Annotated in this window: 26 protein-coding genes; 10 read left to right on the forward strand and 16 right to left on the reverse strand. The window is 60.9% G+C overall.

All coding sequences use genetic code 11. From position 1 onward, the window contains the following. Positions 1-8 precede the first annotated feature (8 nt). Positions 9-563, forward strand: coding sequence for a DUF2242 domain-containing protein (locus AC1DY9_RS09265; protein WP_477666353.1), 555 nt, complete (start codon positions 9-11; stop codon positions 561-563). A gap of 116 nt (positions 564-679) precedes the next feature. Here the strand turns inward: AC1DY9_RS09265 and trxC are convergent, their stop codons facing one another. From trxC to AC1DY9_RS09285, 4 genes are all read right to left on the reverse strand, one after another. Next, positions 680-1117 (reverse strand): thioredoxin TrxC, encoded by a 438-nt coding sequence (gene trxC / locus AC1DY9_RS09270; RefSeq protein WP_457279151.1) that lies wholly within the window; start codon positions 1115-1117, stop codon positions 680-682. Positions 1118-1323: 206 nt separating this feature from the next. Continuing rightward, positions 1324-1845 carry a hypothetical protein gene (locus AC1DY9_RS09275; RefSeq protein WP_457279150.1) on the reverse strand — a complete coding sequence of 174 codons (522 nt, stop codon included), beginning with the start codon at positions 1843-1845 and terminating at the stop codon, positions 1324-1326. Positions 1846-2038: 193 nt separating this feature from the next. Continuing rightward, positions 2039-2962, reverse strand: a complete 924-nt coding sequence (locus AC1DY9_RS09280; RefSeq protein WP_477666354.1) for a peptidoglycan DD-metalloendopeptidase family protein — start codon at positions 2960-2962, stop codon at positions 2039-2041. A gap of 28 nt (positions 2963-2990) precedes the next feature. Next, positions 2991-3206 carry a hypothetical protein gene (locus AC1DY9_RS09285; protein ID WP_457279148.1) on the reverse strand — a complete coding sequence of 72 codons (216 nt, stop codon included), beginning with the start codon at positions 3204-3206 and terminating at the stop codon, positions 2991-2993. 256 nt (positions 3207-3462) lie between these two features. On the opposite strand from AC1DY9_RS09285, the gene AC1DY9_RS09290 reads away from it, so the two are divergent. The 7 genes from AC1DY9_RS09290 (at position 3463) to AC1DY9_RS09320 (ending at position 6584) form a co-directional block, all read left to right on the forward strand. Further along, entirely contained in the window at positions 3463-3798 is a 336-nt protein-coding gene (locus tag AC1DY9_RS09290) for an ArsR/SmtB family transcription factor (protein ID WP_457279147.1), read from the forward strand. Further along, positions 3795-4229 (forward strand): SRPBCC family protein, encoded by a 435-nt coding sequence (locus tag AC1DY9_RS09295; RefSeq protein WP_477666355.1) that lies wholly within the window; start codon positions 3795-3797, stop codon positions 4227-4229. Before AC1DY9_RS09290 ends, AC1DY9_RS09295 begins: the two co-directional genes overlap by 4 nt. Positions 4230-4268: 39 nt before the next feature. Continuing rightward, on the forward strand, positions 4269-4718 hold the full coding sequence (locus AC1DY9_RS09300) for a DUF1801 domain-containing protein (RefSeq protein ID WP_477666356.1): 450 nt from the start codon (positions 4269-4271) through the stop codon (positions 4716-4718). 43 nt (positions 4719-4761) lie between these two features. Further along, complete coding sequence (locus AC1DY9_RS09305; protein WP_477666357.1) at positions 4762-5169, forward strand: DUF1801 domain-containing protein; 408 nt, start codon at positions 4762-4764, stop codon at positions 5167-5169. Positions 5170-5391: 222 nt separating this feature from the next. Further along, positions 5392-5871, forward strand: coding sequence for an SRPBCC family protein (locus tag AC1DY9_RS09310; protein ID WP_477666358.1), 480 nt, complete (start codon positions 5392-5394; stop codon positions 5869-5871). 13 nt (positions 5872-5884) lie between these two features. Beyond that, the gene (locus tag AC1DY9_RS09315) at positions 5885-6211 is read left to right on the forward strand and encodes an ArsR/SmtB family transcription factor (protein ID WP_477666359.1); all 327 of its coding nucleotides are present in this window, start codon (positions 5885-5887) and stop codon (positions 6209-6211) included. A gap of 22 nt (positions 6212-6233) precedes the next feature. Next, positions 6234-6584 carry a DUF2200 domain-containing protein gene (locus tag AC1DY9_RS09320; protein WP_477666360.1) on the forward strand — a complete coding sequence of 117 codons (351 nt, stop codon included), beginning with the start codon at positions 6234-6236 and terminating at the stop codon, positions 6582-6584. Between the two features lie 30 nt (positions 6585-6614). Here AC1DY9_RS09320 and AC1DY9_RS09325 read toward each other — a convergent pair whose 3' ends face one another. Then, positions 6615-7217 carry a pseudouridine synthase gene (locus AC1DY9_RS09325; RefSeq protein WP_477666361.1) on the reverse strand — a complete coding sequence of 201 codons (603 nt, stop codon included), beginning with the start codon at positions 7215-7217 and terminating at the stop codon, positions 6615-6617. 41 nt (positions 7218-7258) lie between these two features. Between AC1DY9_RS09325 and AC1DY9_RS09330 the strand changes: the two genes are divergently transcribed. After that, positions 7259-7981 (forward strand): SOS response-associated peptidase, encoded by a 723-nt coding sequence (locus AC1DY9_RS09330; protein WP_477666362.1) that lies wholly within the window; start codon positions 7259-7261, stop codon positions 7979-7981. A gap of 121 nt (positions 7982-8102) precedes the next feature. Here AC1DY9_RS09330 and AC1DY9_RS09335 read toward each other — a convergent pair whose 3' ends face one another. From AC1DY9_RS09335 to AC1DY9_RS09355, 5 genes are all read right to left on the reverse strand, one after another. Further along, positions 8103-8726 (reverse strand): DUF938 domain-containing protein, encoded by a 624-nt coding sequence (locus AC1DY9_RS09335; protein WP_477666363.1) that lies wholly within the window; start codon positions 8724-8726, stop codon positions 8103-8105. 22 nt (positions 8727-8748) lie between these two features. Further along, the gene (locus AC1DY9_RS09340; RefSeq protein ID WP_477666364.1) at positions 8749-10497 is read right to left on the reverse strand and encodes an AIPR family protein; all 1749 of its coding nucleotides are present in this window, start codon (positions 10495-10497) and stop codon (positions 8749-8751) included. A gap of 91 nt (positions 10498-10588) precedes the next feature. Next, positions 10589-11308, reverse strand: a complete 720-nt coding sequence (locus tag AC1DY9_RS09345) for an alpha/beta hydrolase family protein (RefSeq protein WP_477666365.1) — start codon at positions 11306-11308, stop codon at positions 10589-10591. A 264-nt stretch (positions 11309-11572) separates the two neighbouring features. Then, entirely contained in the window at positions 11573-14401 is a 2829-nt protein-coding gene (locus AC1DY9_RS09350; RefSeq protein WP_477666366.1) for a DUF3857 domain-containing protein, read from the reverse strand. 79 nt (positions 14402-14480) lie between these two features. After that, positions 14481-16325: a glutamine--tRNA ligase/YqeY domain fusion protein gene (locus AC1DY9_RS09355; protein WP_477666367.1), complete on the reverse strand. Its 1845-nt coding sequence runs from the start codon at positions 16323-16325 to the stop codon at positions 14481-14483. Between the two features lie 118 nt (positions 16326-16443). Here AC1DY9_RS09355 and AC1DY9_RS09360 point away from each other — a divergent pair, with 118 nt between their 5' ends. Further along, complete coding sequence (locus AC1DY9_RS09360; RefSeq protein WP_457279131.1) at positions 16444-16839, forward strand: hypothetical protein; 396 nt, start codon at positions 16444-16446, stop codon at positions 16837-16839. Positions 16840-16959: 120 nt separating this feature from the next. Here the strand turns inward: AC1DY9_RS09360 and AC1DY9_RS09365 are convergent, their stop codons facing one another. From AC1DY9_RS09365 to AC1DY9_RS09390, 6 genes are all read right to left on the reverse strand, one after another. Further along, the gene (locus AC1DY9_RS09365; protein WP_457279130.1) at positions 16960-17541 is read right to left on the reverse strand and encodes a DUF3455 domain-containing protein; all 582 of its coding nucleotides are present in this window, start codon (positions 17539-17541) and stop codon (positions 16960-16962) included. A gap of 335 nt (positions 17542-17876) precedes the next feature. Beyond that, positions 17877-18467 (reverse strand): DUF3455 domain-containing protein, encoded by a 591-nt coding sequence (locus AC1DY9_RS09370; protein WP_457279129.1) that lies wholly within the window; start codon positions 18465-18467, stop codon positions 17877-17879. A gap of 341 nt (positions 18468-18808) precedes the next feature. Next, positions 18809-19363, reverse strand: a complete 555-nt coding sequence (locus AC1DY9_RS09375) for a DUF3455 domain-containing protein (protein WP_457279128.1) — start codon at positions 19361-19363, stop codon at positions 18809-18811. A 347-nt stretch (positions 19364-19710) separates the two neighbouring features. Continuing rightward, positions 19711-20382, reverse strand: a complete 672-nt coding sequence (locus AC1DY9_RS09380) for a DUF924 family protein (protein ID WP_477666368.1) — start codon at positions 20380-20382, stop codon at positions 19711-19713. 18 nt (positions 20383-20400) lie between these two features. Next, complete coding sequence (locus tag AC1DY9_RS09385) at positions 20401-21561, reverse strand: branched-chain amino acid ABC transporter substrate-binding protein (RefSeq protein WP_477666400.1); 1161 nt, start codon at positions 21559-21561, stop codon at positions 20401-20403. A 234-nt stretch (positions 21562-21795) separates the two neighbouring features. Continuing rightward, a complete protein-coding gene (locus tag AC1DY9_RS09390) occupies positions 21796-22821 on the reverse strand; it encodes an alpha/beta hydrolase family protein (protein WP_477666369.1) in 1026 nt (341 codons plus the stop codon). Positions 22822-22879: the final 58 nt, after the last annotated feature.

A 22879-nucleotide genomic window follows, 5' to 3' on the forward strand; every position in this document is an offset into this window, starting at 1 on the left:
CCCTTTTGATGCAACTCTGGAAATCCTGCCGACTCCCCGCCGTGCTGCTGGCAGCATGCGGCCTGTTGCCCCTGCTGACAGGCTGCGTCACCGGCGCCAAGGCATTTCCGCTGCAGGAAAAGTTTGCCTCCACCCAGACGTATTCGCGCCTGTTTGACGCCACCCCTGCACGGACCTGCGAGGCCTCGCGGCGTGCACTGCTGAGCCAGGGCTACATCATCAACATGGCCAGCGCCGAACTGGTGGAAGGGCAAAAAGCCTTCCAGCCCGAGCCCGAGGCGCACCTGCAAATGGTGGTTCGCGTGGTGTGCGCACCCGACACGCCCGACGGAAAAGTGAGCCTGGGTTTTGTTACGGCCCTGCAGGACAGCTACGCCATGAAAAAGACCAACAACTCCGCCAGCCTGGGTGTGGGCGCCATTGGCTCCGTCTCGCTGCCCTTCACGTCGAGCAATGAGTCCATGGTCAAGGTGGGCAGTGAAACCATCACCGCCGATGACTTTTACGACCGATTTTTTGACCTGGTGAGGCGCTACCTGGTGGCGGACGCCGCGCTCGACTGATTGAGCGCAGTGAACGCGCCCCGGCGCGGGCGCACAAAAATGATTGAAAAAAGTGCCAGCAGGCTAATACAGTCGGGCGCAAGCAGCTATGAAAAGCATAGCGCCGACTGATAGTCTCAGCGTAAATTACCCTGCACCCAGCGCACGATGTCGGCCGCGCCCATGGCGCCGGCCTGGCGCGCCACTTCACGGCCGCCCTTGAACAATGCCAGCGTGGGAATGCTGCGGATATTGAAGCGTGCGCCCAGGTTGGGCACCGCTTCGGTGTCGACCTTGGCTACGCGCACCTGCGGCTCCAGCTGTGCTGCCGCCTGCTCATAGGCTGGCGCCATTTGCCGGCACGGCCCGCACCACGGCGCCCAGAAGTCCACCAGCACCGGAATCTGGTTGCGGGTGATGTGTTTGTCAAACGCGGCTTCGTCCAGCGCGGTGGAATGCGCGGTAAACAGCGCCTTCTTGCAGCTGCCGCAAGTTGGCTCGCTGCCCAGCTGGTCGGCGCGCACGCGGTTGGTGGTGTGGCAGTGCGGGCAGACGATGTGGAGAGGGTCGGTCATCAGGCGCAGCTGGGGGCCGTGGCCGGCATTTCAAGCGCGGGTCTGCAGTTGCCGGGTCAGCAAGCCGTCGGATTCCGCTCGTGAAAAAGCCGCCTGAAAAGGCGGCTTTTTCTTTGGGGCCCATGCGCTACTTCGGTATGCTACTGATTTGATAGCTGCTTGCGCCCGTCTGTAAAGGGCTAAAGCCCCCTTTTATTCAGAAATGTTCAGGCAGCCTTGGCGGTGCGGCGCTGGCTGAAAGCGGTCTTGCGCTTGGCGGTGCTGGCCTGGTCGCCGGCAATTTTGCTGGCGAGCTGGGCGGTCTTCTGCTCGATCTGCGCGGCGAGTTTGCTCAGTGCCAGGGCGCCCGGCGCGGTGGCCTGGGCCAGCGTGTTCAGGGTGGTCACGCCGGTTTTTTCTTCAAACAGGCTGGCATTGGCGGCAGCGCGTTCCACGCCGCTCTCCAGAACCTTGACCAGCTGGCTCACCACTTGCTGCGCGCCGTTGGTCGTCAGCATCAGGCCCTTGGTGTAATACACGCTGAAGGCCAGTTGTGCTGCCGTGGCATTTTTGGCCGTTTCGGCCGTCAGCTCGGTGCGCGACTGTTTCAGGGCGCGGTTCCAGCGCTGCTCCAGCAGGATGACTGCGCGCTCGCCGCCGGCGCGGTAGGCGTTGATCACGTGGCGGGCGGTGTTGCCGGAAGACTCGATGAGGTCGGTTGCAACGGTAGACAGGTTTTTGGCGGTCATGGTGTTTCCTTCAAAGGGGTTGAACAATGATTCATCATCAATGTTTTCCCTAGTGAGTGCGACCTACCGGGCTAGAGGGGCCGGTCCAGATTCAGTTACAGCCGGTTTTGGTGTGGAGGCGCTACGTTTTTAATAGCTGCTTGCGCAATATCCTATTGGGCTGTGGCCGCTTTCCCCTTAAATAACCTGTCGGCTACTCGCCGCCTGCCCGGGCCCCCAGAAACAGCGCCGGGTCCACCATGGCGCGGTTCAGCATCACGCCCCAGTGCAGGTGCGGCCCGGTGACGCGGCCTGTGGCACCCACGGCGCCCAGGCGCTCGCCCGTCTTCAGTGTGTCGCCAACGGCCACGCCAATCGCGCTCAGGTGGCACATCATGCTCAGCAGGCCGCCGCCGTGGTCCAGCCACACCGTGTTGCCGTTGAAAAAATAGTCGCCCGTGTCAATGACGCGGGCGGGCAGCGGCGCCACCACCGGCGTGCCCGTGGCGGCGGCGATGTCCATGCCGCTGTGCGGGTTGCGCGACTGCCCGTTGAAGACGCGGCGCAGCCCGAACGAGCTGGAGCGGCGGCCCGGCACCGGCACCTGCATGCGCAGCGGCGTTTGCGGCAATGGCTCGCTGAAGGTGGCCATCACCACTTCCTGGTGCGCGCGCTCGCGTTCGTAGCGCGCCTGGTCTTCGGGCGACAAATCCACCGTGCCGGGCGCTACCTTGAGGCGCTGCTCAAGGTAGTGCTTGGGCGCTACCGTGTAAGCAAGCTGCTGCTGGCTGCCGTCAGGGGCCAGCACCGAGATGGTCGCCTCGCCGGGCTCTGCAGACAGCGCAATGCCTACCAGCGCCGTCCACCCCGCAGGGTCACCCAGCACCAGCAAGGGCACACCGCCTGCCTGCGCCACGGGCCGCACCGCCGCCGGGCCCAGTGGCAGCCGGGCAATGCCGCCGGGAACCTGCGACGCGGTGGGCCAGGCGCCCGAGGGCGCAGGCGCCGCGGCAAGGCATGAGGCAGGCAAGGCCAGCAGGCTTGCGCCCGCCAGCAGCACTGAGCGGCGGGTGGGCGGGGAGGGCTGCAACGATGGCAAGAAAGGCAGGAAAGTGGAGCGTGAGGTGCTGACGGGCATGGAGTCGATTATTGCGGCGCCGCGGCGCTTACTGCGTGAGCGTGATTTTTCCTTTGCTCACGTAGTCGTCAAACTGGATGCGCGGAATCGCCGTGACGGCGGCAACACCGTCGCCGGCGTCCCAGCTGAGCGTGGCGCTGTCCGGCTCCAGCGCAACTTCCACACGCACACGCGGGATCTCGATGGGCGTACCGTCACCCGGTGTGTAAGTCACGTCACCGGTAATCATGGCGAACTGGGGCATGGCTATCTCCTGGCAGGGGTCGTTATGCGCCCCCGGACGGCGGCGCTTGAAACCATTTGGCACGCATCGCAAGCGTTTGTCTGTCAGAGAAAGGCGGCATTGTTGAATGGCGGCGTTCATGAACTGCCTTCCATGATGGCAACGGGTTGTCACGCTCAGGTCACGCTGAGGCTGACGGGGCTGAATCCCCGGGGCTTTCACTTTCTGGATGCAGGGTGGGTTGACAGACCAATAACCATATGGTTATGATTTCGGCATGCAAACAGTTTCCAACGAGGTCGCCAACGAAGTTTTCAAAGCCCTGGCCGACCCGACACGCCGGGCGATTTTTGAGCGCCTGGCCCAGGACGGGGCGCAAACCGTGCGTGCGCTGACGGACCGCGCAGGCGTGTCGCAGCCGGCGGTGTCCAAGCACCTGCGCATCCTGAAGCAGGCAAGGCTGGTGGACGACAGGCGCGAGGGCCGCGAAACGCATTACAGCGCCCAGCCGCTGGCGCTTTCAGTCCTGCGCGACTGGGTGAGTTTTTATGGCGCCTTCTGGAACGACCGCATCGATCATCTCGAATCACTTTTGAAAAGGATGGACCAATGAGCAACACCACAACCCTTGACACCACTACGGCCTCCACTGAAACACGCGCCGTCGTCGTCGAGCGCGAGATCCCTTACCCGCCCGAAAAAATCTGGCGCGCCCTCACGCAGCCGCACCTGATCGAAGAGTGGCTCATGAAGAACGACTTCAAGCCCGTCATGGACCAGCGTTTCAGCCTGCGCGCAGACTGGGGCGCTGTCGAATGCCAGGTTCTGGCCATCGAGCCCGACAAAACGCTGTCTTACACCTGGGCCGCCTATGGCCTTGAAAGCGTCGTCACCTGGACGCTTACCCCCACAGGCACGGGCACACACCTGCGCATGGAACAGTCAGGCTTCCGGCTGGACCAGGAGCAGGCCTACCAGGGCGCCAAGCACGGCTGGCCACAGTTCTTTGCCAAGCTGGAAGAGGTTCTGGCGCGGGCAGGTTGACTGCCCAGGTCTTCAACGCGAGGCATTGAGATGAATGCAATGGCCAAAAAGAAGCCCGATGCGAGCAGGGTGCCGGCAAAGGCAGGCAAGCCGGCCCTGCTCGCAGGCGGCAACCCGCAGATACCCAAAGGCGAGGGCGACGCGCCCGTGCAGGCTTACATCGCGGCCATGCCGGGCTGGAAGCGCGACATCGGGCAACGCCTTGACGCGCTCATCGTGCGCACCGTTCCCGGTGTGCACAAGGCCGTCAAATGGAACTCACCCTTCTACGGTGTGGCGGACCAGGGCTGGTTCCTCAGCGTCCATTGCTTCACGAAGTACGTCAAGGTGGCATTTTTTCGCGGCACGTCGCTGCGGCCTGTTCCGCCTGGTGAGTCGAAAAGCAAAGACACGCGCTACCTCGACATCCATGAAGACGACCCCTTCGACGAAGCGCAGTTAGCTGACTGGGTGAAACAGGCCAGCCAGTTGCCCGGCGAAAAGATGTGAGCGAACGCCGGACATGAAGGTACATCAAGAAAGGAGCAACAACATGAACAAAACCAAGAGCGCACCAGCTGAAGCAAAAGAATCAGGCTCAGCTTCTGAGTTGATAGACGCAAAGATCAAAGGCCTCGATGACTGGCGCGGCAACACGCTCGCCCGCGTCCGGGCCATCGTCACGCAGGCAGTTCCCAATGTGGTCGAGGAATGGAAGTGGAGCGTTCCCGTGTGGTCTAAAGACGGCATCCTCTGCACCGGCGAGACCTACAAGAAGGCCGTGAAGCTGACCTTCCCCAAAGGCGCAAAGATGGAAGACCCTTCAGGCCTTTTCAACTCCAGCCTCGAAGGCAACACCCGCCGCGCCATTGACTTTCATGAGGGCGACAAGATCGATGAGAAAGCGCTGAAGGCATTGATACGCGAAGCCGCGACGCTGAACAAACCATCGGCCAAATAGCTGGGCTCCAGGGCCACTTTCACGCGTCCTTGGGGAGTCCCGATCGGCGAACCACTTTGAGGCCTGTAGCGCTCTCACGCGCTGGTTAAGTATTTAGCGTGCAGTTTTCACCATCCGGTTGCAATTTATCGCCGGCGATAAAAATGGTTGCAAATTAATGCAACCATTTTGTTGCGGTTTTGAATTGGCTTGCGCATAATTAATGCAACCAGGAGATTGCATATGACTTCATCAACGACATCGTCTTCATCCACAGACCGCATCGAACGCAGCACCTTGATCAACGCCCCCGTGTCACGGGTCTGGCGCGCGCTGGTGAACGCCGAAGAATTTGGCGGCTGGTTCGGCGTGGCGCTCAAGGGCAAAAACTTTATTGCCGGCCAGCAGGTGCAGGGCCACATCACCATTCCGGGCTATGAGCATGTGCTGTTTGACGTGCTCATTGAGCGGATAGAGCCCGAAAAGCTGTTCTCTTACCGCTGGCACCCCTACGCGGTAGACCCGGCCATCGACTATTCGAAAGAGCCCACCACGCTGGTCGAGTTCACCCTCAAAGACACGGGCAAGGGCACCCTGCTCAGCGTGGTGGAATCAGGCTTTGACAAAATCCCCGTAGCACGCCGCGCAGAGGCCATTCGGATGAACACCGGCGGCTGGGAAGGCCAGTTGGACAATATCCAGAAATATGTCACCTCGCACTAAAACCTCTGAAGTCTTGACCCCCCAGCCCGGCCCCGCAGGCGTCTTCGCCGCCCTGGGCGACGAAACCCGCCTGCGGCTGGTGGCCGTGCTCTGCGTGGGCGGCGCCGTGTCAATTGCCCAGCTCACCTCCACTACCGACATCACCCGCCAGGCCGTGACCAAGCACCTGCATGTGCTGGCCGACGCGGGGCTGGTGCATCACGTCAAAGTAGGGCGAGAGCGTCTGTGGCAGTTTGACCCACAGCAGCTCGACGAAGCCCGCCGCTCACTGGATTTGATTGCCCAGCAGTGGGACCAGGCACTGGGCCGGTTGAAGGCCGCGCTCGAGGCAGAGGCATAGCCGCTTTGCAGAAGGAATGACGATGCCCCAGCACAAGATTTTCACGATGGCTTTTGCCAAGGTCTACCCGATGTTGGTTCAAAAAGCCGAACGCAAAGGCCGCACCAAAGAAGAAGTCGATCAGATCATCTGCTGGCTGACCGGTTATGACCAAAAGGGGCTGGACAAACAAATCAGACAGCAAAACGATTTCGAAACTTTCTTCGCCCAGGCCCCAGCCATGCATCCGAATGTCTCACTGATCAAAGGTGTGGTCTGCGGTGTTCGCGTAGAAGAGGTCGAAGACCCACTGATGCAGAAGATTCGCTGGCTGGACAAGCTGATTGATGAGCTTGCCAAAGGAAAGGCGATGGAGAAGATCCTGCGGCAGTAACTTCTGCGGCGTGTTGCCCCATTCCGCCTTCTATTCCGCTTGCTCTTGCGCCTCACGCCAGAGGCCCTGCGCCAGGCCCTGCAGCGCATAGGGGCCGATGGAAGCGCGAATCAGTCGCAAAGTTGGAAAGCCCACGGCAGCCGTCATGCGCCGCACCTGCCGGTTGCGCCCTTCGCGAATGCCCAGTTCCAGCCACGTCGTGGGTATGGCCTTGCGCACGCGCACGGGCGGCTCGCGCTCCCACAGGCCCGGCGGTGTGTCGATCAGCCGCGCGTTGGCGGGGCGCGTCATGCCGTCGTTGAGCTGCACGCCCTGGCGCAATGCATCCACCGCAGCTTCGTCGGGTACGCCTTCAACCTGCACCCAGTAGATTTTTTCCATCTTGAAGCGCGGGTCACTGATGCGCGCCTGCAGCGCGCCGTCGCTCGTCAGCAGCAGCAGGCCCTCGCTGTCCGCGTCCAGCCGGCCGGCCACATACACCTCGGGCACTGCAATGAAGTCTTTCAGCCCGCGCCAGCGGCCTTCGGGCGTGAACTGGCTCAGCACGCCGTAGGGCTTGTTAAAGCAGATCAGGCGCGGCGGCATGCCGGTTGGGGTGGGCGGAGTGAAGCTGGGGCTGGGCATGGGTGTCATTGGACCATGCCCTGGTAGCGGCACTGCGATAGCATCGCCGCATGAGTACCCAATACGAGAGCATCAAAACCGCCACGCTTTATACCGATGCCTTCGGAGTGGCCTCCCCGGAATCGCCCGTGGAACGCAATGTGTGGCCGCGCAAGCCGGGTGTTTTTATCCGCGCGATCAAAGCTGATGAAGCCGATGAAGCTGAGGAAGCCGAAGAGGTTGACGAGCCCACAGGCGCTGAAAAGCTCCCGCGAGCGCTGCTTTCGCACGAGCTGGTAGTCGGGCAGTTTGGCCTGGTGCCGCGCTGGGTCAAGTCGGCGTCAGACGCCAAACTGCGTTCGACCAAGCTGGTCAATGCCCGCTCGGAAACCGTCACCACGTCCAGCAATTTCCGCGATGCCTGGCTGGGCGGTCAGCGCTGCATCGTGCCCATGATGGCGTTTATGGAAGACGATTGGCGCAGCGGCAAGGCCGTGCCCACCCGCATTGCCCGGGTAGATGGCCAACCCCTGGGTGTGGCGGGCCTGTGGGAGAGCTGGACAGGCGCGGATGGCGAAGTCATCGTCAGCTACGCACTCCTCACAGTAAATGCCAACAGCCACGCCCTGATGAGCCGGTACCAGCAGCCCGGCAACGAAAAACGCATGCTGGCGATCCTGAACGAGGGCGCCTACGATGCCTGGCTTAGCGCCCGCACGGAAAAGGCCAGGGAGTTCATGCGGGCGTACCCAGCTAATTGGTTGACCGCCAACCCGGTTGAGAAAAGCCGCTGATCGCTACGCTAGCCGGATTAAAACGAAAATTTATTAAAAATGAGGCTGTAGCCCTTGATGGGAAAGCGCGACTAGCTATAGAAATAATAGCGGGGTCAGCTTGCCGCCAGCGAGTGCGCGGTTAATGTTTTGCCAACTGCTGTGATTTGGCCCAAACCAGCAGCAGGTTGTTGGCCGGCATGGCGTGCCGGGCTTGCAGCTGCAGGCCGGCGCGCGCGGCTTCCTGCTCCACATCTTCCCTTCGCCTGATGCCCCACGACGGATCTTGCGCGCGCAGGCTTTGGTCAAAGCTGAGGTTGCCTTCCGACGTAGGCACGCCGTCTTCCAGATATGGCCCGTAAGTCACCAGTACGCCGCCCGGCGCCAGATGGCGCGCGCTGCCCTGCATCAGCGCAGCGCAAGTCGCCCAAGGCGAGATGTGCAGCATGTTGGCGCAGTAAATCAGGTCGAATTGTTCGGTGCTCGGTAGCCATTCAGGTGCCGTCACGTCGAGCACCAGGGGAGGGCGCACATTGCGCAAGCCCTGTTCGGCTATGTGGGCAGAGATGGAGTCCATCGCGGCAGGCATCGCATCGGTAGGCTGCCATGTCCATTGCGGCAGAGCCGCGGCGAACCAGGCGACGTGCTGGCCTGTGCCTGAGGCGATCTCTAGCGCATTGCCTTGCTCAGACAAGACTTCGCGCAGGACATCGAGGATGGGCTGCTTGTTGCGGTCTGCGGCGGGGCTGTAGTTGGGGAGAAACATCGGCGTTCTGAGTGCTAAGGGCTCACGCCTCGGTAGCTTTTTGTGTACTTCGGGAGCGTGGCAAGAAAAATACTCGACTCTTACTGTTCTGACGCACAACGTAGTCGAAGAGTTCTCTACTCTTTGTTTGATTCTTGAAGAAATTCGGAATCATTGCTTTAGAGTGGAATCGTTGCATGTATTCCAAGGCGGAGTGTGCAATGGTATTCACGGCATCGAGCGTTCGAAGGTCATCAATATAGTCGTCAAATACAAAATCCTGCTCATCAAAGCGGTTGACATTCATCTGCTTAAAAACTAGCGCCGAAATAATCCTGTTGCCAGAGGTCAAGATCCGATGCTCACGGGGCGTGGCTACTTTGGATCGTCGAGTCTCTATAGCGCTATCAATTAATCTTTGTGCCTGTACGCAGTTCCAGACGAAGGTTCCGGAAACTGATGGATTAAAAAGGGCTTTATACGGTGCTTTAGAAAGCTCCTCCCAAAGCCTCCCAATCTGATTTTTCAATATCACAATAATTGAAACGTCTCCGGACGCGCATGCGAGTGCTGTCGTGCTGTCCTGGAGGTCAAAATCGCGATTGCCCTTTGGACTATCTTCACGTCGCATGATCTGATAGTTGATTTTGTCGATCAAAAGTTCCGTGCGGATACGCTTTTGCTCCTTATCCTGGGATACAAAATCTTTAGCATCGATTTTGTTCTGACGGTTGTTTGTTCTAGTGACCTCATCTCCGAAGCTCTCGCCTTCTTCGCCAAGCTCTATCACGCGGAACTGAACTAAGCAGGAGGATAGGTCGGCGTCCGGATTCTTGGCGATGAATTGCCCGATGGTGCTTACCGTCTGAGCACCATTTACGACGTGAAAATCCTCACAATGAAAATAACCAAGCTCGTGCTTGCCTCCTCCTTTTTGCAATTTTTTTACTGTTTTTGCAGTGGCAGTGATTCCGTTATTGAAGTACCAAAATTGTTCTGGTCGTTCTTCGAGGGATTGACGTATCTCGCGATTGACATCGCTACTGTCTCCGAGCGAGCCGCGAAGATTTTTTGCGACCAATCTATCTTTATGGTCGAGCCAGGTTTGCCCTAAATCTGCTGCGGAAACCATTCCGAATATTGCACGCTTCGGCTCTTCTAGGCGCCCCCAGTATTGGACTGGGAATTCAACCGTTACTGGACTATTCAGATCTTCTGTAAGCGACTGATGCAATCTCTTTTGATTGATTGCGACCCAACTCAATGCATCGCTTGCATCATTTGTTTCTCGCTCTAGATCGTCTAGATCACGCGTAGATATTGTCGAAAGTTCGGATGCCCCTGAATGAACGACGACAGCCACGATTCTCAACGTCGGTATCCCTAGTACCTCATCAACTTCGACGCTTCTCTTCTGGAGTTTTTCATTGAATCTGTCGTAGCTCTGGCTAATGAGATCTCTTATTCCTGCAGTGAATTTTTTGATCGATCCATTGTCAGGTTCACCTTTTCCGTCTTTAAACCACTTGGATTGAATTAGGTACAACGTTTCTTCTGGATCGTGAAAGAAGACTGCATCTATGCCGTTGTCGCCCCCTCCGTCGACAACAGACGCAGCGGCTTCAGCGGGTAGGCAATTGGTTAGGTGTTGGACGATATAAGCCGCCAATGCCCTTGAGCGCTTTATGTCTTCAAAATTCTCCGCACCAACTCGTTGGTCATTCATGTCTATCAATGGATAGAGCACGCTTTGAAGCTGCCTCTCTATTTGCCGTAAGTGAAGTTCACTCATTCTCTTGCCCCCTGTTTTTAGTTTTTTTCAATTCAACGCGACGCGCTGAACGTTGTTAGCCTAGCCCGTCTTTCGATGGCTTTACCTATCGTTACCCCTTAAGCCCCTTACCTGCCCGTCCCACCATCTCCTCAGTCCCCAAATCCCTCGCACACCACCCCGCCACAATGCGCGACGAATTCGACAGGCCATGCGCATCCGCCCCGGTGCCTTCGCCCTGCAGCACCTGAACCGGAATCTGCGCTTTCTGCAGCGCGTCGGCCATCACGGTCTGCGAGGCCCAGAAAACGTTTTTGTCGTTCGGGTTGCCGAGTACAAACACGCGCAGCTTGGGGTTGACCTTTTCCTTGGCGACAAACTTCCACGGCTCGTAGGAGTCGGCGTAATTGGTGGTGTCTTTGGTGCGGCCCATCATTTCCCAGCGGATGCGGGGAGAGGAGGGTGCTGAGGTGGGGATGGCGCAGACGATGTCTGAACGTTCGGTGATCAAGGACGAGGTGACGTGGCCGCCGCCGCTTTGTCCGGCGATGACCCATTCTTCTACGCCGTAGCGCTTCTTGATCTCGTCTAACGCGGCCGAGATGATGAGTGATTCGTCAATGCGCCTGCGCTGCATGTGGTCGCCTGATGAGCCGTGGGTGCCCGGGCGGCCCATGTAGATGTAGGGCATGCCGAGTGTTTTGGCCCAACTGTCGGCGAAGTTTTGCAACTGGGCATTGGTCAAGTCCAGGTAGTTTTTGCTGGTCTTGCCTATGCCTACAGATGTCGCCGTGAAAGAACACGATGGCGCGTTTGACGGGCTGGTCGCCAAAACCGGCCTTCCAGTATTTGATGCATTCGGCGCCCGAGCTGGCCGTAGCGGCCCAGACTGTATTGGCGGCGGCTGCGCATTGCGCCTGGGTGGCCTTGACGCCGTGCAGGATGGCTGACTCTGAAAAATCGCCTGCGTCGCTAAATTCGAAACGGCCGAACTGGGCATGACCGGTGGCCGGTACCAGCAGGGACGCCGCCCATCCCGTCATCACCAGAAAATTCCGGAGGCGCTTGGGATAGGGCGATGGGCGCATATGTGGGCTCAGGGCTTGGCGACACCCATCTGTTGCAGCTCCAGGCCCGCTGCGACGTGCTCGATGTAGAGGAGGACGCCTTTTTCGCGGGCCTTGTTGAAAAACTCGGCGGCTTTTGTCTTGTCGCCCTGGGCGTAGTAGTTTTGGCCAACATAGAAGTAGCCCTCCACAAGAGCCATGTCGCGCTCGTCGCCCTTTTTGCTGTCAAGTGTGGCCAGGGCCTGTTCGGGCGTCATCAGGCCGTGCAGCATGGCAAGGGCGGGGCGGGGCCAGTCACCGCCAGGCTTGGCCCTGGCAAGCGCTTGTTGTGCGGCGTCCGGCGTGATGCCCAGCCGCTTTTGTGTCCATACGCGCCACAGCTCTGCATAAAGTGCGGCGTCGGCATCAGCCTGTTTGGACTGGCTTGCTTTGGCAAAGTCTTCTGCCGCTGCCGCAAGCTGGCCGCCGTAGAAACGCGCATGGCCGCGCCGATACATCACGTGGTCGCTTTCGTCGCCGAGTGAAATGGCCTTGCTGTAGTCGGCAACGCTGCGGGTGTAGTCGCGCAGGCCAAAGTACACATTGCCGCGGCAGGCATAGGCGCGTGCAGAGTTGGGGCTGCCCTTGATGGCAAGCTGGGCATCCTTCAGGGCTTCTTCGGGTTTGCCGAGGTCGGTGAGCGCTTCGGCGCGTTCGCACAGGGCATCTGCCAGGTCGTCGCCGCTCAGCCGGCCGCTGTCGATGCCTTTGCCGACCTTGCCGATGCGGTCGTTCAGGCGATCTTCAATCGTCTTGCGCAGGGTCTTGGTGCCCAGGCCCAGCAGGCCGGATGACTTGATGTCGTCTTTACGCACTACCGCAATGGGGTAAAAAATCTCGCCGGTGCGGCGCAGGGCGGCCGCATAGGCAGGCACGCGTGAGGCCTCGATCTGGGTTTGCAATACGGCCAGCTCGATGGTGGTTGCTGCCCGGTTACCGCGGAAGCTGGCGGAGACCTGGTAGTCAAAGGCGTCGTTGCGCACGGAGCGCGTGATGGGGTCACGCACCACAGACACCTCAGGCGGAAATTCAATCTCGATCGAGTAGCGATTCTTGCGCGGCAGGACTTCCATGGACAGCGGCTGGGTTCGATTGACCGACGGCGGCATGACCACCATGCCCGCCATGTTGCTGGCGCTGTAGCGCACCGCCCACTCGCTGCCAGCCGAGATGGCCAGGTTGGGAACGGTGTACTGGGTTTTGACGGTTACAACGTTGTTGATGGTGTCGTCGAGCACCTGGAGCGGCTCAGAGAAACGGATGCCCGGGTAGCGCCGCTCATACGCTTCGCGGAACACCTTGTCGCGCTGCTCCGTCGTCCAGGCAGCCAGCTGGATGCGGCGCACTTCCGCGCTGTAGCCCGACCAGAGGTGTTGGCTCTCGAGCGCGCCGTCGCCGCCAAATTTCGGCAGGGTGATTTTTTCGGTGAGTTCGTTGCGGGAGATCGCGGCGTAATCAGCTGATTTGATGCGGGTGAAGCTGCTGTTACCGGGTTGAACAACGAGTACCTCAGAGCCTTCATGCGGCTGGCCCAGTGCGTCCAGCCGTCCGGTCTGTCCGATCAGGGTGGGGTCGAGAAAGTAGGTTTTGCCTTCCACTTCCGCGCGCACGATGGCGTGGTCGAAAGCGTAAGGTGAAGGCAGCTTCTTCGAAAGCCCGTCGCGCACGCGGGTGGACACCAGCACGGGTTGCGCCTTGATGCCCAGCGCACGCAGCATCTCGATCAGCATGAATGATTTGTCCTTGCAGTCGCCATAGCGGCGCTGCAGGGTGAGCGCAGGTTGCGTGGGGCGGTGCGAACTTTCACCCAGGGACACCGAGAAATAACGGATTTCGTTCTGCACCCATTGCAGTGCACCGGAGACGCGCTCGTCTATGGTGGGCTTGGTGCCCAGCGTTTGCACTACCTGCATGATTTCAGGAGGCAAGGGTGCGTTGCTACGGAACAGCTGATCAGCCCAGTCCGACACCTCGGCCCAGCTCTGGAACTCCGAGAACTGCATGGAGCGGCCCACATAAAAACTGGAAGGAACCGACGCTTCAAAGTCCACGGCCGGCAGCGCGAGTTGTTCCCAACGGAGTTTTTTCATCGCGCCGCTGACTGACTCGACAGGCTTTGGATAGTCCTTGTTCAGGTCGCCCAAAAAACGCACATTGATCTTGCGCGCGGAAGGATAGTTAAGCGTGACACGGCGCCGGTCAACCGGGCCGCCCTGGTCCCAGCTGGCGTAGTCAATGAAGCGGTTGCCCATGACCGGGTTGGCTCCGATGGTGGAGTAGGCGATCTCCAGCATGTCGCCGACGCGCAGGTCCTCAACCAGGATGGATGCGGTGGTTTCGCCGTTATAGGCGCCCATGTCGAGGCCGGTTTCCTGCTGAAGGAAGCGAATTTCGGCCGTGGCGAGTTTGTCAAGAACCTGGCCTGCGCGGTGAATGCGCAGGATATGGAGCTTGGCCCGCTGGTATTCGGGGTTGAAGGACACCTGCATCGTGCCCAGCGACTGCAACGGGGCATTGGTGTTGGCCAGCCAGGCCCGGTGTACAAAGCTGGTAGGTTGTGCGGCCACCATGAACTGCGTGTCCGCCAGTATGGTTACCACTGGTGCCTTGCTTTGCGTGGCAGGCAGGTTGGTGATGGGTTCGACCCAACTGGGCAGGGCCGCCTGGCGCTCGAATTTGTCGGATGAAATCCGTACTTCCTTGACGCCTTCGTTCGGACCCTGGGTAGCAGGCGCCGGCTGGGAGTGCGCGGCCAGTGCGCACAGAGCGAGCGTGCCCATCAACATCGTGCTGCGCACGGCATGCAACCAGATTTTCAAAATATTCTCCCTCGTAATTCGAATTGTTTTGTAGACGCATTTTTGGGCTTCGTTGGCGCTGCGTCCTTCGGGTTGCCAGCTATTTGGCCCAGTTGTCCTTCATGCCTGTGACCCGATTGAATACGGCTTTACCGGCAGAGTGATCCACCAGGTCAGTCACAAAGTACCCATGCCGCTCAAACTGAAAGCGCGTGCCGGCAGGCACATTGGTCAATGACGGCTCAACGTAGGCAGTCACTGCCTTGAGGCTGTCGGGATTCAACTCATCGTGGAAATCCTTGTCGCCGGTGCCGGGGTGTTCGGTGGTGAAGAGGCGGTCATAAAGGCGCACTTCGGCCTGCACCGCGTCGTTCACGCCCACCCAGGTGATCACGCCCTTGACCTTGATGGCGTCGGAGCCGGGGGTGCCGCTCTTGGTGTCGGGGACCAGGGTGGCGTGCACTTCGGTGACCTTGCCGTTCGCGTCTTTCACTGCGCCAGTGCATTCGATGACGTGGCCGTACTTCAGGCGCACCTTGCTGCCGGCAATGGCTTGCTTGCTCGCGTTGATGTGCGGCGGGAAAAGGCGGAAGAAACCTTTGGGTGGCGTTTCTTCGTAGTCGGTGCGTTCAATCCAGACTTCCTTGCCGATCTTGAACTGGCGCTTACCCATCTCTTCGTGGTGCGGATGAACCGGGGCGCTGCAATCGTCGAGCTTGCCTGCGCCCATCACTTCGTCCCAGTTGGTCAGTACCAGTTTGACGGGGTCGAGCACGGCCATGGCGCGTGGGGCGATGGGGTCGAGGGTGTCGCGGAGGGACCCTTCGAGCGTGCTGTAGTCGATCCAGCTGTCGCTCTTGGTGACGCCGATGCGTTCGGCAAACAGTTGCAGCGACTCGGGTGTGTAGCCGCGGCGGCGCAAACCGACGATGGTGGGCATACGGGGGTCGTCCCAGCCGCTCACGCGCTTTTCAGTGACCAGCTGGGCGAGCTTGCGTTTGCTGGTGAGCACGTAGGTGAGGTTCAGGCGCGCAAATTCGTACTGGCGTGGGTGCGGTGTGGCGATCAGCTTGCCTTCGGCCAAACGGTCGAGCAGCCAGTCGTAAAACGGGCGCTGGTCTTCAAACTCCAGCGTGCAGATGCTGTGGGTGATTTGCTCGAGTGCGTCTTCGACCGGGTGGGCGAAGGTGTACATGGGGTAGATGCACCATTTGTCGCCGGTGTTGTGGTGGTGGGCGCGGCGTATGCGGTAGATGGCCGGGTCACGCATGTTGATGTTGGGGGAGGCCATGTCGATTTTTGCGCGCAGCACGGCGGCGCCGTCGGGCAGCTTGCCGTCTCGCATCTCGCGAAAGCGGGCCAGGTTTTCAGCGGGCGTGCGGCCGCGGAAGGGGCTGTTGGTGCCGGGGTGGCCGAAGTCGCCGCGGTTGTGGCGCATTTCTTCGGCGGTTTGCTCATCAACGTAGGCGTTGCCGCTTTCAATCAAATATTCAGCCGCGCGGTACATGAAGTCGAAGTAGTCGCTGGCCTGGTAGGGCTTGTCACCGCCCTTGCCATTGCCGATCTGCGCCCAGTCATAGCCCAGCCACTTGACGGCTTCGATGATGCTGTCGACGTATTCGGTGTCTTCTTTTTCGGGGTTGGTGTCATCAAAGCGCAGGTGGCACACGCCGCCGTAGTCACGCGCCAGGCCGAAGTTCAGGCAAATGCTTTTGGCATGGCCCACGTGTAAGTAGCCGTTGGGCTCGGGCGGAAAGCGCAGGCGCACCTTGGCCGGGTCGGGCTGGCCTCCAGCGTGGTGGGCGGCGTCCCCGGGGCTGCCGCCCCAGCGGCGGCTGGCATAAGTGCCTTCGGCCAGGTCTTTTTCGATGATCTGGCGCAGGAAGTTGCTGGGCTTGTGGGCTTCTTTGTCGGCGGGGGCGGAGGCAGGGGCGGGGGTGGTCATTGGCTGATTTTAGGGGGTTACGTTTGGCTACGCTCTTCACTGTGCATGCGGTACGCCGTTACGGGGGTGGCGCGTTTAATAAACACATGGGCATTTCCTGCCCTGTTAAGGAGATCATATGAAGACAGCATTCAAGGCAAACCGCTCCGTCGCCATGGCTGGTGCCGCAGCCGCATTGGCCCTGGCCGCCTTCGGCTTTGCCGGTGCAGCCCAGGCCCGCGACAACGTGACCTTTTCTGTAGGGGTTGCCGCCCCAGGTGTGCAGGTCGGCGTGACAAACGCCTACCCGGTGTACCAGCAGCCTGTTTATGTGCAGCCGGCACCTGTGTATTACCAGCCTGCGCCGGTGTACTACCAGCCGCGCCCTGTGTACGTCAGGCCTGCGCCTGTGTATTACGCACCGCAGCCGGTGTACTACGGCCCCAGGCACGGCGGCTACTATGGTCCGCGCCCGGTGTATTACCAGGGGCATGGCCACGGCCGCGGACATGGTCACGGCCACGGATATCGCTAAGAATCGTTAAGGGGTTTTGAAAGGCATCCTGCCGGTCAATCACGCCCCAAAACCCTCAAACAAAAAGCCCGCTTCGTGCGGGCTTTTTGTTGGGCGCTGAAAGGTTGGTGGGTTGCAGTACTAGGCGGCCGGGCGCCAAAAGACATAGTCGGCCTCGTAAGGCACCGACACCCGCATGCCCAGGCTGGCGGAGGTGCATGGGGTGGCCGACACAACCCCGCCCGCGGTTCTGCGGCTCTGGATGTAGCTGACGCTGGCGAGGGCACCCGGGGTGTCTGAAGGGCTCACCATGGCCCGCTGCAGCGGAAGGCTGCTGCGGTCGGTGAACACTTCGACCAGTTCCCGCGCGGCGACTTTGGAGCCGTCGCTGTGCACCCAGCGTGAGCGCAAACCCGGGTAGTACATGACGGTCTGGCCATAACTGTCTTGCAGCCGCAGCCCGGGCGTCTGGAGCAGCCAGGCGTATTCATAGGGCGCACGTTTGATGGCCTGGCATTCGTACAGGAGGTCGCCCTTGCCCTGCGCTTCCAGCACGGCCTGGTGGCCCGCCGGCACGCGTATGGCTTCAGGCAGGGCCTGCTGGGCGTTGTAGGGGTTGGGCAGGCGTACGCTGCAGGCGCCAAGCACCCCCACTGCGCCGGTGACCATGAGCACGCTTCGCAGCAGGGCGAAGAAGGGAGCGCGAGAGGCTTTGGTGTTCACGGCAGGTTCCAGGTGAGGGGCGATGGTCTCAGGCACCAGTAAAACACAATAAGCCAGGCCCGCTGTAGGACGCCGAAGAGAATGGGTGCGGGCAAAGGTCGGCAGGTTTCACCGGGTAGGGTGATGGCGCATTGGAAGCGTCCAGCCGGTATTCCATGCCGGTGCCAATGCCGATGTCGTGATGCAGCTCCATCCCAGTGCCAAATATGGCTGTAGCCCAATAAGAATAAGCGCGAGCAGCTATAAATTCAGTAGCAGGTTGATTCTGCCAACGCCAGAAAAAAAGCCCGCAGACCAGGGGCCTGCGGGCTTTTGGGTTCCATTGCCGCTCTGCTTCAAGAGGCTTTCCAGAAAATATAGTCGGCCTGGTAAGACGTTGTCAGCTTGTCGCCGAGGTCGGCTTGCGTGCAGGCCTTGCCCAGCTCCTGGCCGCCCTTGGTCTTGATGCGCTGGATGTAGGTGATGTTTTGCAGGACGCCGGGCGTGGCGCCGGATGCACCGGTGGAAAGCTGGTTCGGCAGGTTGGTGGCGCCTATGCGGGGTGCCAGCGCCACCTGCGTGCCGACGACGCTGGAGCCGTCGATGTGCGTCCAGGTGGCAGGCGGGCCGGAATATTTCGCGACGGTTTTGCCGGTGCGGTCCAGCAGGTCGGCCTCGGGCCTCACGAGAACCCAGCCGATGGTGCCGGCCGTGTCGGCGTTGGCCTTGCACTCGTAATGAAGCAGGCCGCTGGCGGTGGTTTCAAGCGCCACAACATGCCCGGGCGGCACCTTGACCGATGCGTCCAGCGGGTCCTGCGTGTATTCCTTGGGAAGCGGCGCGACGCCGGAGCAGGCGGTGATCAGCGCGGCAGTGCCGGTGACCATGGCCAGCGTGACGGCAACGCTCTTGCTATAGGCCCAAAAGGTGTTGTGTGTGCTTTTCATGAAGGCTCCTCGGGTTGTTGTTTTGCCCGCTAACCAGTAAAGCCCGCTGAAATGTAAACATCTGTAGGACGCCGCGCAGCCTCGTTGCCAGCGCCTGGCCGGACCGTTTGCGGGCAAACGCGACAGCTCAGGCGACACGTCAAAAGACAGGTCACGCAACCAGCCAAAGAGGAGGCCAACTGCCCATAAAAAAGCCCGCAGCGCCGGCCTTGCGGCAAGCCTGCGGGCGTAAGACCAGCCCCGCCTGACTTCAGAGCTGGCGGCTCACCCTGAGGAGATGCGGGTGAAGGGTGTCGGGCGCCGGGAAGTGCCTGTGCGAACCTCCCTGCACTTTCCGGCGTTTACATCGCCTTGTAGAAGATGTAGCCGGCCTGGTACTTCACGACCTGTTTGGCGCCCATGTTGCCGGCGGCGCAGGGCATGGCGGGCGCAATGCCGCCCTGGGTGTCCACGCGCTGGATGTAGGTCACGCCGCTCATGGTGCCGCTGCCCATGGCCGGGTTGCCCTTGACGAGCTGCAAAGGGATGTTGCCCATGCCGCCGGGGGCGACCGCGATTTGCGTTGCCGTCAGTTTGGAGCCGTCCATGCTTTCCCAGGTGGCCGGCGGGCCGTAGTATTTGCCGACCTGCTTGCCGCTGCGGTCATTGAGCTTCGCGTCGGGGCCGACAAAGACCCATTCAAACTGGCCGGCCATGTCTTTTTTTGCGTTGCACTGGTAGGTGATGTCGCCCACGCCGACGGTCTCCATCGCGACCTTGTTGCCGGCCGGTACCTGCACGGCGGCAGGCAGGCTGGCCTGCGAGTACGTGGGCATCATGGGCGACATGCTGCCGCAGGCGGCGAGCAGGGACACGAGCAGAACTGAAGCTGAGGCGGTGGCTGTGCGTAAAGTCATTTTTGAACTCCTGGGTTTTTGTGAACCGGCCAGGCTGGCCGGCATGTACCGGACGTCCGCCCTTGTTGTTGGCGATGTGGCGCGGGACGTCCCGTTGCTAGTACGGCGTAGCCGAGGCTATGGATTCAAAAGCAGGAAAGATGAGGCCTACTGTTGCTTGCTATCAAATTAGTAGCTGCTTTCGCAAGTTCCACTTGGGCTGGAGGCCGATTTGATGCATAACTCCCGCTGAGCCGGTTCTTCGGCGTATTCACCAGCGGGGGCCGCGGAACCGGCTTTGCCGGGCCGCAGGCGCCGTCCCGGAGGGGAGAACAGGCTACACGCAGTGAGCCTGGACAGGGGGAACCTTATTGCCCGAAGCGCGGGCCCTTGAGGAGAAAGTCGGCTTCCTCGGGCGTATCGGTACGCCCCAGTGCCGCGTTGCGGTAGGGGAAGCGTCCGAAGCGGGCGATGATGTCCCGGTGCTGGTGGGCGAAGTCAAGATTGCCGCGCAGGCGCTGCTTGAGTGAGTCGGGCGCGTCGTCCACCAGCCGGGTGAAGCGCGCCACGCATTCATCTTGCAGCGCCAGGCTTTCGGCATGCATCAGCGGCATGTACAAAAAGACGCGCCCGGCCCAGGGCAGCTGCAGGTCGGTTTGGGCGGCCAGCGCCTCCAGCACCAGTTGCTGGGCCCGCGCGTCGCCGGCAAAGGCCTTGCCGGAGCCGCGAAAGACATTGCGTGTGAACTGGTCCAAAAGGATGACCAGCGCCAGGCGGTGAAGGGGCGGTTGCGCCCAGCCTTGCAGGCCGCCGTCCACGGCTGCCTCGACCGCATGGCCGAAGCGCGTGCGGATGTCTTCGTCGAGTTCGGCGCCGCCGCCAAACCAGCGTTTGCCAAGGTCTTGCGTGGGCCAGTCTTTTTCGACGCCGTCGCCCAGCCAGAAGTCCAGGACTTCGGCGGGCGTGGCGTGGTGGCGGGCAGGCGCCGCGCCGGAAGATGCACCAGGGAATGCGCCAGGCAATGAGGTGGGTTCGGTCATGACGACCGAAAGCTTAGCCTACCAGCGGTCGGAGCGCAGCTGCAGGTCCCAAACACCCTTGCGGATCGAGTAAACGCCGACCACGCCGTAACGCTGCTCGCCCACCGAGTCCCACTTCATGGAGCCGGTAATCGGCGCGTAGCCGTCAAAGGTGCGCAGGGTTTCGGTGATTTTTTCGGGCTTGACCGAGTTGGCGCGCCGCATGGCGCCGGCCAGGATGTACATCGCGTCGTAGGTGTAGTGGCCGCCGTAAGCCGGCTCCCTTTTGAAGGTGTCCTGGTACTTGCTCAGGAAGGCCTTGCCGTTGACGAATTCCTTGGCGTCCAGGATGGGCGAAGTAGCGTAGATGCCCTTGACTGTGTCGCTGCCCTTGAGCATGTCGGTCGTCTTGATGGTGTCGCCGCCCAGGATGCTGACCTGCTGGTTGTAGTCGATCTTCTTGAGGGCATCAATCAGCGCGAGGATCTGGAAGTCGCCTTGCGTGGACACGACCACTTCGACATTGCCGTCCTTGATCTTGCCGGCCAGCTCGTCAAACTTGGTGGTCTTGTCGTCGGATGAATAGGTGACCACTACTGCCTTGCCGGCTTTCTTCAGCTCGACGGCCGCACCGGCGGCCAGGCCCTTGCCGTAGGTGGTGCCGTCATCGACGATGGCGAACTTGCTGGCACTGAGCTGGTTGGCGGCGAAGGAGCCGATCGCGCGGGCCTGCAGGTTGTCGTTGGCCACCAGGCGGAAGGTGGTGGCCAGGCCCAACTCGGTGAACTTGGGGTTGGTCGAGATGGCCAGCTGGGGAATGTTTTTGGCGGCATAGACCGGTGCGGCCGGGATGCTGACGCCCGAATTGAGATTGCCGATCACGGCGACCACGCCGGCGTCGACGAGCTGCTGCGCGACTTCCACACCGGTTTTTGGATCAGACCGGTCGTCCATGGCCACGATTTCAATCTTGACCGTCTTGCCCTTGATCTGGAAGCCCTCCTTGTTGATCTCGTCCACGGCCATCTTCACGCCGTTGTGCAAGTCCTGGCCGAGCGCGGCGAGGTTTCCCGACAGCGGTTGGGCAACGCCGATCTTGATGGTGTCTGGCGGGTTGTCACAGCCCGAGAGCAGGGCGCTGGCTACGGCAATGGCGGTCAGGCCGACCAGGGTATTGCGGCGGGAGGTGAAGCTGTTCATCGTGAGAACCTTGGTGGTAATGTTGGTGTAACTGAATGTATATTTCACCTTCATGAAGCGGTAGTAGGGTTCACCCATCAGCGAATGAATGTACGAGTAGATAAGTTTTACTAATGGTTCTTATTGGTTCGTTTTTGACTCAAAAATGCACCTGAAAGGCTCATTTTTGGTTCACTTCGATGCGTGACTGCCTGGCGTGCCTGTGGCCAGCCTCACAAACCCGTTGCCGGGAATTTAAGGGAGCAGGTGCCTGCGCAGGAAGCTGCTGATCTTCTGGTCCACCGCGGGAAGCTCGCTGCGGTCAAAGCCGGGCGGGTCCAGCAGCAGGTCTTTGGCCAGGGCCGACATGGCATCGGCCGGTGGCGGCGGCGACAGCAGCGCACCGTGGCCGCCGGTGGGCAGGTCGGCCACGTGTTCGCAGCGCTTGCAGGCCGCAAGCACCACGTCGCTGTGAAAACGGGGCACCAGCCAGCGGTCTTGCCGGGCGGTGACCAGCCCGAGCGGCACGGGCGGTGAGGCCAGCGAGGCCATGTCGAAATCGGCGGCCAGCGGAACGCCGGCAACCACTGCGCGAATGCGCGGATCGGTGTGGGTTTGCCAGCCTGCGTCGCTGAATCTTTGGCGAATCACTGCCAGCGCCACCGTTTTTTTCAGGCCGTCCAGCATGCCGCCCGTGAGCCGGGTGGTCAGCCCGACGCAGGTGTGAAAGTCCTCGGCAATGTTGGCCTCGCAATGCCGGGCCAGCAGCGCCGGGGACCAGCGGCCGCCGGCGAGCGTCAGGGCGGTGTGTCCGCCGGCCGACATGCCGTACATGCCGACCTTGTCCAGCGACAGCAGCGGTGCCAGGCGCTGGTCATGCGCTACCGCGTCAATGGCGCGGGACACTTCGGCGGGCCGCAGCTTCCAGCTGTCGGGTCCGGGGGTGGATGGGTCCATGGCGTTGTCGCCGCGGTGCCGGGGAAACGCGACCACGAAGCCGTCTTCGACCAGGCGGCGTGCCAGGTCGGTGTAGGTCCAGGGCGAGCCGCCCGAGCCGTGCGAGATCACCACCAGGCGCGTATTGCCGCGCACCGGCTGGCCACCGCGATCAAGTTTGAGGGAATAGGAGCCGAACTGGGCCTGCCGGTCTTCACCGGCGGAAGGGTAAAAAACGCTGATGGGGTCATCGTCCTGCAGGCCGGGCAGTTCGGTGAATCCCATGCCGGCCTGCACGCAGGTGGCGGCGAGCAGCAACAGGCCACTCAGGACATAACGGTGCATGGGTGTTCCTTCTTTTTCTGGGCGCCCGGGTGGGGCATTGTGTGCGTCTGAGGGATTT

Source organism: Polaromonas sp. P1_F6, assembly GCF_056405695.1.

Bases quoted from the DNA above. Each gene is read 5' to 3' on its own strand.
- AC1DY9_RS09305 (WP_477666357.1), top strand. From the start codon at position 4,762: ATGAACAAAACCAAGAGCGCACCAGCTGAAGCAAAAGAATCAGGCTCA.
- AC1DY9_RS09320 (WP_477666360.1), top strand. From the start codon at position 6,234: ATGCCCCAGCACAAGATTTTCACGATGGCTTTTGCCAAGGTCTACCCG.
- AC1DY9_RS09295 (WP_477666355.1), top strand. From the start codon at position 3,795: ATGAGCAACACCACAACCCTTGACACCACTACGGCCTCCACTGAAACA.
- AC1DY9_RS09385 (WP_477666400.1), bottom strand. From the start codon at position 21,561: ATGAACAGCTTCACCTCCCGCCGCAATACCCTGGTCGGCCTGACCGCC.
- AC1DY9_RS09325 (WP_477666361.1), bottom strand. From the start codon at position 7,217: ATGACACCCATGCCCAGCCCCAGCTTCACTCCGCCCACCCCAACCGGC.
- AC1DY9_RS09265 (WP_477666353.1), top strand. From the start codon at position 9: ATGCAACTCTGGAAATCCTGCCGACTCCCCGCCGTGCTGCTGGCAGCA.
- trxC (WP_457279151.1), bottom strand. From the start codon at position 1,117: ATGACCGACCCTCTCCACATCGTCTGCCCGCACTGCCACACCACCAAC.
- AC1DY9_RS09335 (WP_477666363.1), bottom strand. From the start codon at position 8,726: ATGTTTCTCCCCAACTACAGCCCCGCCGCAGACCGCAACAAGCAGCCC.
- AC1DY9_RS09360 (WP_457279131.1), top strand. From the start codon at position 16,444: ATGAAGACAGCATTCAAGGCAAACCGCTCCGTCGCCATGGCTGGTGCC.
- AC1DY9_RS09380 (WP_477666368.1), bottom strand. From the start codon at position 20,382: ATGACCGAACCCACCTCATTGCCTGGCGCATTCCCTGGTGCATCTTCC.
- AC1DY9_RS09375 (WP_457279128.1), bottom strand. From the start codon at position 19,363: ATGACTTTACGCACAGCCACCGCCTCAGCTTCAGTTCTGCTCGTGTCC.
- AC1DY9_RS09285 (WP_457279148.1), bottom strand. From the start codon at position 3,206: ATGCCCCAGTTCGCCATGATTACCGGTGACGTGACTTACACACCGGGT.
- AC1DY9_RS09290 (WP_457279147.1), top strand. From the start codon at position 3,463: ATGCAAACAGTTTCCAACGAGGTCGCCAACGAAGTTTTCAAAGCCCTG.
- AC1DY9_RS09355 (WP_477666367.1), bottom strand. From the start codon at position 16,325: ATGACCACCCCCGCCCCTGCCTCCGCCCCCGCCGACAAAGAAGCCCAC.
- AC1DY9_RS09330 (WP_477666362.1), top strand. From the start codon at position 7,259: ATGAGTACCCAATACGAGAGCATCAAAACCGCCACGCTTTATACCGAT.
- AC1DY9_RS09300 (WP_477666356.1), top strand. From the start codon at position 4,269: ATGGCCAAAAAGAAGCCCGATGCGAGCAGGGTGCCGGCAAAGGCAGGC.
- AC1DY9_RS09370 (WP_457279129.1), bottom strand. From the start codon at position 18,467: ATGAAAAGCACACACAACACCTTTTGGGCCTATAGCAAGAGCGTTGCC.
- AC1DY9_RS09340 (WP_477666364.1), bottom strand. From the start codon at position 10,497: ATGAGTGAACTTCACTTACGGCAAATAGAGAGGCAGCTTCAAAGCGTG.
- AC1DY9_RS09280 (WP_477666354.1), bottom strand. From the start codon at position 2,962: ATGCCCGTCAGCACCTCACGCTCCACTTTCCTGCCTTTCTTGCCATCG.
- AC1DY9_RS09310 (WP_477666358.1), top strand. From the start codon at position 5,392: ATGACTTCATCAACGACATCGTCTTCATCCACAGACCGCATCGAACGC.
- AC1DY9_RS09275 (WP_457279150.1), bottom strand. From the start codon at position 1,845: ATGACCGCCAAAAACCTGTCTACCGTTGCAACCGACCTCATCGAGTCT.
- AC1DY9_RS09390 (WP_477666369.1), bottom strand. From the start codon at position 22,821: ATGCACCGTTATGTCCTGAGTGGCCTGTTGCTGCTCGCCGCCACCTGC.